Genomic DNA, 7,022 nt, shown 5'->3' with positions numbered 1-7,022 from the left:
TTCTTTTTTTGTTTGTCAGAAAAGGTTAAAAAGTGTTGACAAATGTCATCAAAGTGATATAATTTCCACATTAGCCGATTTAGCTCAGTTGGTAGAGCAACGCATTCGTAACGCGTAGGTCGCAGGTTCGATCCCTGTAATCGGCATGGAAATGCTAATCATGATAACAGTTAGACAAATCCATAGAAGATTTTCTATGGGTTTTCTCATGGGTAGAAATGCTTAAAAATAGATTTTATTGTCTAAAATAGTTGCGAAATGAGTCCAGATATGTTATCATTTTATGGTATGTGGTGTAAAGCACCTATAATCTAAGTAGGAGGAAGCAGATAATATGGCTAAGGTTTGTTATTTTACAGGGCGTAAAACTGTATCAGGAAACAATCGCTCTCACTCAATGCGTAAAACAAAACGTGCAGTTAAACCAAATCTTCAAAAAGTAACTATTCTTGTTGATGGAAAACCTAAAAAAGTTTGGGCTTCAGCACGTGCGCTTAAATCTGGTAAAGTAGAACGCGTATAAGCGTATAAATGAAACAGTATAGACAAACATCGCTTGGTGTTTGTCCTCTTTTTTTATAAGCGAGAAATTGAGTCGCTATTTGACGCTGAAAAGGCTTAAATGTGGCAAAAAGGGATTTTCTCGCTTTTTATCCCTAATTATTCTTGCTTATTTTTTACAAGACGGCTGATATATGGTAGAATAAACTGATAAAAACTTTTGAGGTAGTGAATATGACTGTGAAAATTAATACAAAAGATGGTCAAATTGAGTTATCCGACGATGTGATTGCAACGGTCGTTGGTGGTTCCGCAACAGAAATTTTTGGTGTTGTTGGTATGGCAAGTAAAAGTGCCCTTAAAGATAATTTTCAAGCACTTCTACGCAAGGAAAACTACGCAAAAGGTGTTGTTGTCAAATCAACAGACAGTGGTATTTCAGTAGATGTCTATACCGTGATGTCTTATGGTGTCAAAATTTCTGAAGTATCAAAGAACATTCAAGAACGAGTTAAGTTTAACCTTGAAAACCAATTGGGGCTTTCAGCAGATACGGTGAATGTTTACGTACAAAATATTAAAGTTGCAGGAGAAGATTAGTGTCAAATATTACAACCAGTTTATTCCAAGAGATGGTTCAGGCTGCTAGCACACGTCTTGGAAATCAAGTAGAATATGTAAACTCTCTCAATGTTTTTCCTGTTCCAGACGGGGACACAGGGACAAACATGGGAATGACGATTGAAAATGGTGCCAAAGAAGTTGCAGATAAACCAGCAACTACCGTTGGAGAAGTCGGACAGATTTTATCTAAAGGGCTTTTGATGGGTGCGCGTGGGAACTCTGGCGTTATCACATCACAATTGTTCCGTGGTTTCGGACAAGCGATTAAAGATAAAGAAGAGTTAACTGGTCAAGACCTAGCACACGCCTTCCAATCTGGTGTTGAAGTGGCTTACAAAGCCGTTATGAAACCTGTTGAAGGAACGATTTTGACAGTTTCTCGTGGTGCTGCAACTGCCGCTCTTAAAAAATCTGAAGAAACAGATGATGCGGTTGAAGTTATGCGTGCAGCCGTTGATGGTGCCAAACGCGCCTTGGCTAAAACCCCAGAAATGCTTCCTGTCTTGAAGGAAGTTGGCGTAGTGGATTCTGGTGGTCAAGGTCTTGTCTTTATCTATGAAGGTTTCTTATCAGCTTTAACAGGCGACTACATCGCGTCTGAGGACTTTAAGGCAACACCAGCAACAATGACCGAAATGATTAATGCAGAGCACCACAAGTCTGTTGCAGGACACGTGGCGACTGAAGACATCCAATTTGGTTATTGTACAGAAATCATGGTGGCTCTTAAACAAGGTCCAACTTATGTGAAAGAATTTAACTATGAAGAATTCCAAGCTTATTTGAGTGGCTTGGGAGATTCTCTTCTTGTGGTCAATGACGATGAAATTGTTAAAGTTCACGTTCACACGGAAGACCCAGGTCTTGTCTTGCAAGAAGGGTTGAAATACGGTTCTCTTGTTAAGGTCAAAGTGGATAATATGCGTAACCAACACGATGCCGTTTTAGAAAAAGAAGAACAACAAGTTGCTGCTAAGCAAGAAGAAAAAGACTTTGCTATTGTGGCTGTTGTAGCAGGAGACGGTTTGGCAGAAATCTTCAAATCACAAGGTGTTGACTATGTGATTTCTGGAGGACAAACCATGAACCCATCAACAGAAGACATTGTCAAAGCTATTGATGCGGTTAACGCGAAAAACGTGATTATCTTGCCAAATAACAAAAATATCTTCATGGCGGCACAATCAGCAGCTGAAGTGGCTGAAATTCCAGCAGCTGTTGTTGAAACACGCACAGTGCCACAAGGTTTCACTAGCTTATTAGCCTTTAACCCTGAACAATCTCTAGAGGAAAATGTGGCAGCTATGACTGCTAGCCTTTCAGATGTTGTTAGTGGTAGTGTGACTCTTGCTGTTCGTGACACGTCTATCGATGGTCTTGAAATCCATAAAGACGACAATCTTGGTATGGTTGACGGTAAAATTGTAGTGTCAAATCCAGATATGACAGCTACTTTGAAAGCCACATTTGCTAAAATGATTGATGAAGATAGCGAAATCATTACGATTTATGTCGGTGAAGATGGTAGCCAAGACTTAGCTGAAGAAATGGCTAATTACCTTGAATCAACATACGAAGATATCGAAGTTGAAATTCATGACGGTAAACAACCCGTTTACCCATACTTGATGAGCGTTGAATAAGCTTATTTGATAAATGGATAAAAGGAAGCATTTCGTTGCTTTCTTTTTTTGTGTCTAAATACCAAAATCTAATAAAAAAGAAAATTTAAAACAAGCAAAATTTTCTGAATATTCTCTTGACTTTATTTTATAAAATGTTAACATGGATTGTAAGATTTAAAGGATTGGAGAAAACAGATGAGAAGTGACATGATTAAGGTAGGTGTGGATAAAGCACCAGCCCGTGGTCTTCTTTATGCAACCGGGCAAGTAAAATCAGCTAAAGATATGCAAAAGCCATTTATTGCCATTTGCAATTCTTACATTGACATTGTTCCTGGGCACGTGCATTTGCGTGAATTGGCAGATGTTGCCAAGGAAGCTATCCGTGAAATGGGTGGTATTCCTTTTGAATTTAACACCATTGGTGTTGATGACGGGATTGCTATGGGGCATATTGGGATGCGCTATAGCCTTCCTTCTCGTGAAATTATCGCGGATGCTGCTGAAACGGTTATCAATGCCCACTGGTTTGATGGTGTTTTCTACATTCCAAACTGTGATAAAATCACGCCAGGTATGATTTTGGCTTCTCTTAGAACCAATGTGCCAGCGGTCTTTTGTTCGGGTGGTCCGATGAAGGGCGGTGTTGATATGACAGGGCATCAAGCGACCTTGTCAAGCTTGTTTGAAGCTGTAGGAACCTATCAAGCTGGCGATATGACCAAAAAAGAATTGGATTATTTGGAGCAAAATGCTTGTCCAACTTGTGGTTCTTGTGCAGGAATGTTTACGGCAAATTCGATGAATTCTCTAATGGAAGTGTTGGGGCTTGCTCTTCCTGGAAATGGAACTGTTTTGGCAGTGTCTGACCAACGTCGTGAATTGGTGCGTCAAGCAGCTAAACATTTGATGGACAATGTTAAAAATAATGTGCGTCCGCGTGATATCGTGACCAAGGAAGCTATTGACGACGCTTTTGCACTGGATATGGCCATGGGGGGCTCAACCAATACCGTTCTTCATACCTTGGCTATTGCGCGTGAAGCAGGTATTGATTACGACTTGAAAGACATCAATGAAATCGCCAAGAAGACACCTTATCTGTCTAAAATTGCCCCATCAAGTGTTTACACCATGCACGATGTGCAAGAAGCAGGTGGTATTTCAGCTATTATTAACCAGTTGATTAAGAAAGGAACGATTAAAGGGGATCGCATCACTGTGACTGGTAAAACCTTAAAAGAAAATGTTGCTGGTGCTGAAATCAAGAACGAGGAAGTCATTCATTCGATTGAAAGTCCTATTTCGCCAGTAGGTGGCTTGTCTATCCTTTATGGTAATATTGCTCAAGATGGTGCCGTTATCAAGGTTGGTGGGGTTGATCCATCTGTTAAGACTTTTCGAGGCAAAGCTATTTGTTGTGACTCGCAAGATGAAGCCCTTGAATTGATTGACAATGGCACGGTTAAAAAAGGTCACGTTGTGGTTATTCGCTACGAAGGCCCTCAAGGTGGTCCAGGGATGCCTGAAATGCTGGCGCCAACTTCTAAAATCGTTGGGCGTGGCTTGGGTAAAGATGTCGCCTTGATTACAGATGGTCGCTTTTCTGGAGCTACTCGTGGTATTGCTATTGGACACGTGTCACCAGAGGCAGCAGAAGGTGGAAATATCGCTTTGATTGAAGATGACGATGAGATTAGCATTGATTTGACAAATCGTACCTTGAATTTGTTGGTGGATGATGCAACCTTGGCAGAACGTCGCAAACATTTGAAACCATTTAAATCAAAAATCTCAAGCGGCTGGCTACGTCGCTACACGGCTTTTGCGTCGTCTGCAAACTTTGGTGGTTCTATGATGACCCAAGAAGAATTTGAAGAACGCAAGGCAGAACGTGAGGATTAGTCCCTAAATATGATTATAATATTTTAAAACTTTAGCTTGCTTTTATTTTTTTTAGTGGTATGATAGATACAATAAGTTGGAATTTTTAGATAATTCAAAATATACTTGAAAAGGAGGTCCTTGTGAAACAGATTAAGTTAACCGAATCCAAAAATGGATCAGAATTATTATTGGAAACCTTAGCTAGTCTGGGGATTGATACCGTCTTTGGTTACCCTGGTGGAGCTGTCTTGCCTCTCTACGATGCCATTTACCAATTTGATGGTGTTCGCCATATTTTAGCCCGTCATGAACAAGGAGCCCTCCACGAAGCGGAAGGTTACGCCAAATCAACGGGGAAAATTGGGGTGGCTATCGTGACCAGCGGACCAGGTGCGACAAATGCCATTACTGGTATTGCTGACGGTATGAGTGATAGCGTGCCAATGCTGGTCTTTACAGGTCAGGTTGCTCGTTCTGGTATTGGAAAAGATGCCTTTCAGGAAGCGGACATTATTGGTATTACGATGCCCATTACCAAATACAATTACCAAATTCGTGATGTGGCGGATATTCCTCGTATTATCACAGAAGCGGTTCACATTGCAACAACTGGTCGTCCAGGTCCTGTTGTGATAGATTTGCCAAAAGATGTTTCAGAAATGAAAACAAGCTTTTACTATGACCCTGAGGTGACCCTTCCAAGTTATCAGCCAACGATTGAACCCAATGCCCTTCAGGTGAAGAAAATTTTAACGCAACTGAAGAAAGCTAAAAAACCTTTGATTGTTGCGGGTGGTGGCGTTAATTATGCCAATGCAACAGAAGAATTGCAGGCCTTTGCAGAACGCTACAATATTCCCGTAGTGTCAACCTTGCTAAGCCTTGGTGTGATGCCAATTGAACACCCTCTGTCTTTGGGGATGGGAGGAATGCACGGTTCTTATGCTTCCAATATGGCCTTGATGGAATGTGATTTTATGATTAATTTTGGTTGTCGCTTTGCTGACCGTTTGACGGGAAATCCTGACACTTTTGCAGCAGATGCGGTTGTAGCCCATGTGGATATTGACCCCGCTGAAATTGGGAAAGTGGTCAAGACAAAGATTCCGATTGTAGGCGATGCCAAAGCTGCTTTGCAGATTCTTCTTGAGGCAGAACCTGTCAAAACTCGCCACGAAGATTGGACTGATTCAGTTCTTGCCAACAAAGCCAAAGCACCATTTAGTTATAAATTTGACGAAAATATTATCAAACCTCAGCACGCTATCGCAACGATTGGTAAGATTACCAAGGGTGATGCGATTGTGGTTACCGATGTTGGGCAGCATCAGATGTGGGCAGCGCAATTTTACCCATACAAAAATGCACGACAACTCATCACCTCAGGCGGCTTGGGAACGATGGGATTTGGCATTCCAGCAGCTATTGGAGCGAAATTAGCCAATCCAGATAAAGAGGTTATCCTTTTTGTTGGCGACGGTGGTTTCCAAATGACCAACCAAGAATTAGCCTTATTAAATGGTTACGGTGTTCCAATAAAAGTGGTTTTGATGAACAATCATTCGTTGGGAATGGTGCGTCAGTGGCAGGAGTCTTTCTATGACGAACATCGTAGTGAATCGACTTTTGATGACGAGCCAAATTTCCAATTATTGGCTGAAGCTTACGGCGTTAGTCATTACAAATTTACCAATCCAAATACCTTGGAGAATGATTTGACGATTATTACGGAGAATAGGCCGATGTTGATTGAGGTCGCTATTTCAAATCGTGAGCACGTTTATCCGATGGTTCCGTCTGGTAAATCAAATAGTGAGATGTTGGGGGTGACTTTCAATGCGTAGAATGTTGACAGCAAAACTCCAAAATTCAACTGGTGTTCTAAACCGTTTCACTGGTGTTCTTTCACGCCGTCAGGTCAATATCGAATCCATTTCCGTTGGTCCGACAATGGAACCAGATGTATCTCGCATTACGATTATTATTGACGTGGCGAATTTGGAAGAAGTGGAGCAAATCATCAAGCAACTCAATCGTTTGATTGATGTCCTGCGTGTTCGTGATATCACGGATATTCCGCATTTGGAGCGTGAGGTTATTTTGGTGAAATTGACCGCTCCAACGAGCAAACGTGCTGAAATTCTTGCAGTCATTCAGCCGTTTCGAGCGAGTGTGGTCGATGTGGCTCAAAAATCAATCACCATCCAAGTCACAGGCGATGCAGATAAAATCGAAGCTTTGATTCGCGTGATTAAGCCTTATGGCATTCAAAATCTTGCTCGTACTGGTGCAACAGGATTCTCACGGGATTTATCCTAAACAATTAACCAAGTTATCAACAAATGCCTAGGCATTTAGATATAAAAATGAAGAAAGAGAGATAAA

6 protein-coding genes and 1 tRNA gene are annotated in these 7,022 nt (G+C 41.3%); all 7 read left to right on the top strand.

The window, feature by feature from the left end; translation table 11 throughout:
- Positions 1 to 73: 73 nt before the first annotated feature.
- Positions 74 to 146 (top strand) — tRNA-Thr (locus tag B3R79_RS06740).
- A gap of 188 nt (positions 147 to 334) precedes the next feature.
- A complete protein-coding gene (gene rpmB, locus B3R79_RS06735; protein ID WP_154454822.1) occupies positions 335 to 523 on the top strand; it encodes a 50S ribosomal protein L28 in 189 nt (62 codons plus the stop codon).
- A gap of 212 nt (positions 524 to 735) precedes the next feature.
- Positions 736 to 1,101: an Asp23/Gls24 family envelope stress response protein gene (locus B3R79_RS06730; protein ID WP_154454823.1), complete on the top strand. Its 366-nt coding sequence runs from the start codon at positions 736 to 738 to the stop codon at positions 1,099 to 1,101.
- Positions 1,101 to 2,768 (top strand): DAK2 domain-containing protein, encoded by a 1,668-nt coding sequence (locus B3R79_RS06725; RefSeq protein ID WP_293695866.1) that lies wholly within the window; start codon positions 1,101 to 1,103, stop codon positions 2,766 to 2,768. The genes B3R79_RS06730 and B3R79_RS06725 overlap by 1 nt, the downstream gene beginning before the upstream one ends.
- A 177-nt stretch (positions 2,769 to 2,945) precedes the next feature.
- Positions 2,946 to 4,655: a dihydroxy-acid dehydratase gene (gene ilvD, locus B3R79_RS06720; RefSeq protein WP_293695863.1), complete on the top strand. Its 1,710-nt coding sequence runs from the start codon at positions 2,946 to 2,948 to the stop codon at positions 4,653 to 4,655.
- Positions 4,656 to 4,777: 122 nt separating this feature from the next.
- Positions 4,778 to 6,481, top strand: coding sequence for an acetolactate synthase large subunit (locus B3R79_RS06715; RefSeq protein ID WP_293695861.1), 1,704 nt, complete (start codon positions 4,778 to 4,780; stop codon positions 6,479 to 6,481).
- On the top strand, positions 6,474 to 6,956 hold the full coding sequence (gene ilvN / locus B3R79_RS06710; RefSeq protein ID WP_154454825.1) for an acetolactate synthase small subunit: 483 nt from the start codon (positions 6,474 to 6,476) through the stop codon (positions 6,954 to 6,956). The genes B3R79_RS06715 and ilvN overlap by 8 nt, the downstream gene beginning before the upstream one ends.
- Positions 6,957 to 7,022 lie beyond the last annotated feature (66 nt).

Source organism: Streptococcus sp. UBA3373 (assembly GCF_002360305.1).
GTDB classification, from domain to species: domain Bacteria; phylum Bacillota; class Bacilli; order Lactobacillales; family Streptococcaceae; genus Streptococcus; species Streptococcus alactolyticus.
Note: the sequence above shows the minus strand (reverse complement) of the source record. Positions and strands in the feature narration are given on the sequence as shown.

Coding starts and splice junctions, on each gene's coding strand:
- rpmB (WP_154454822.1), top strand. CDS start 335: ATGGCTAAGGTTTGTTATTTTACAGGGCGTAAAACTGTATCAGGAAAC.
- B3R79_RS06730 (WP_154454823.1), top strand. CDS start 736: ATGACTGTGAAAATTAATACAAAAGATGGTCAAATTGAGTTATCCGAC.
- ilvD (WP_293695863.1), top strand. CDS start 2,946: ATGAGAAGTGACATGATTAAGGTAGGTGTGGATAAAGCACCAGCCCGT.
- ilvN (WP_154454825.1), top strand. CDS start 6,474: ATGCGTAGAATGTTGACAGCAAAACTCCAAAATTCAACTGGTGTTCTA.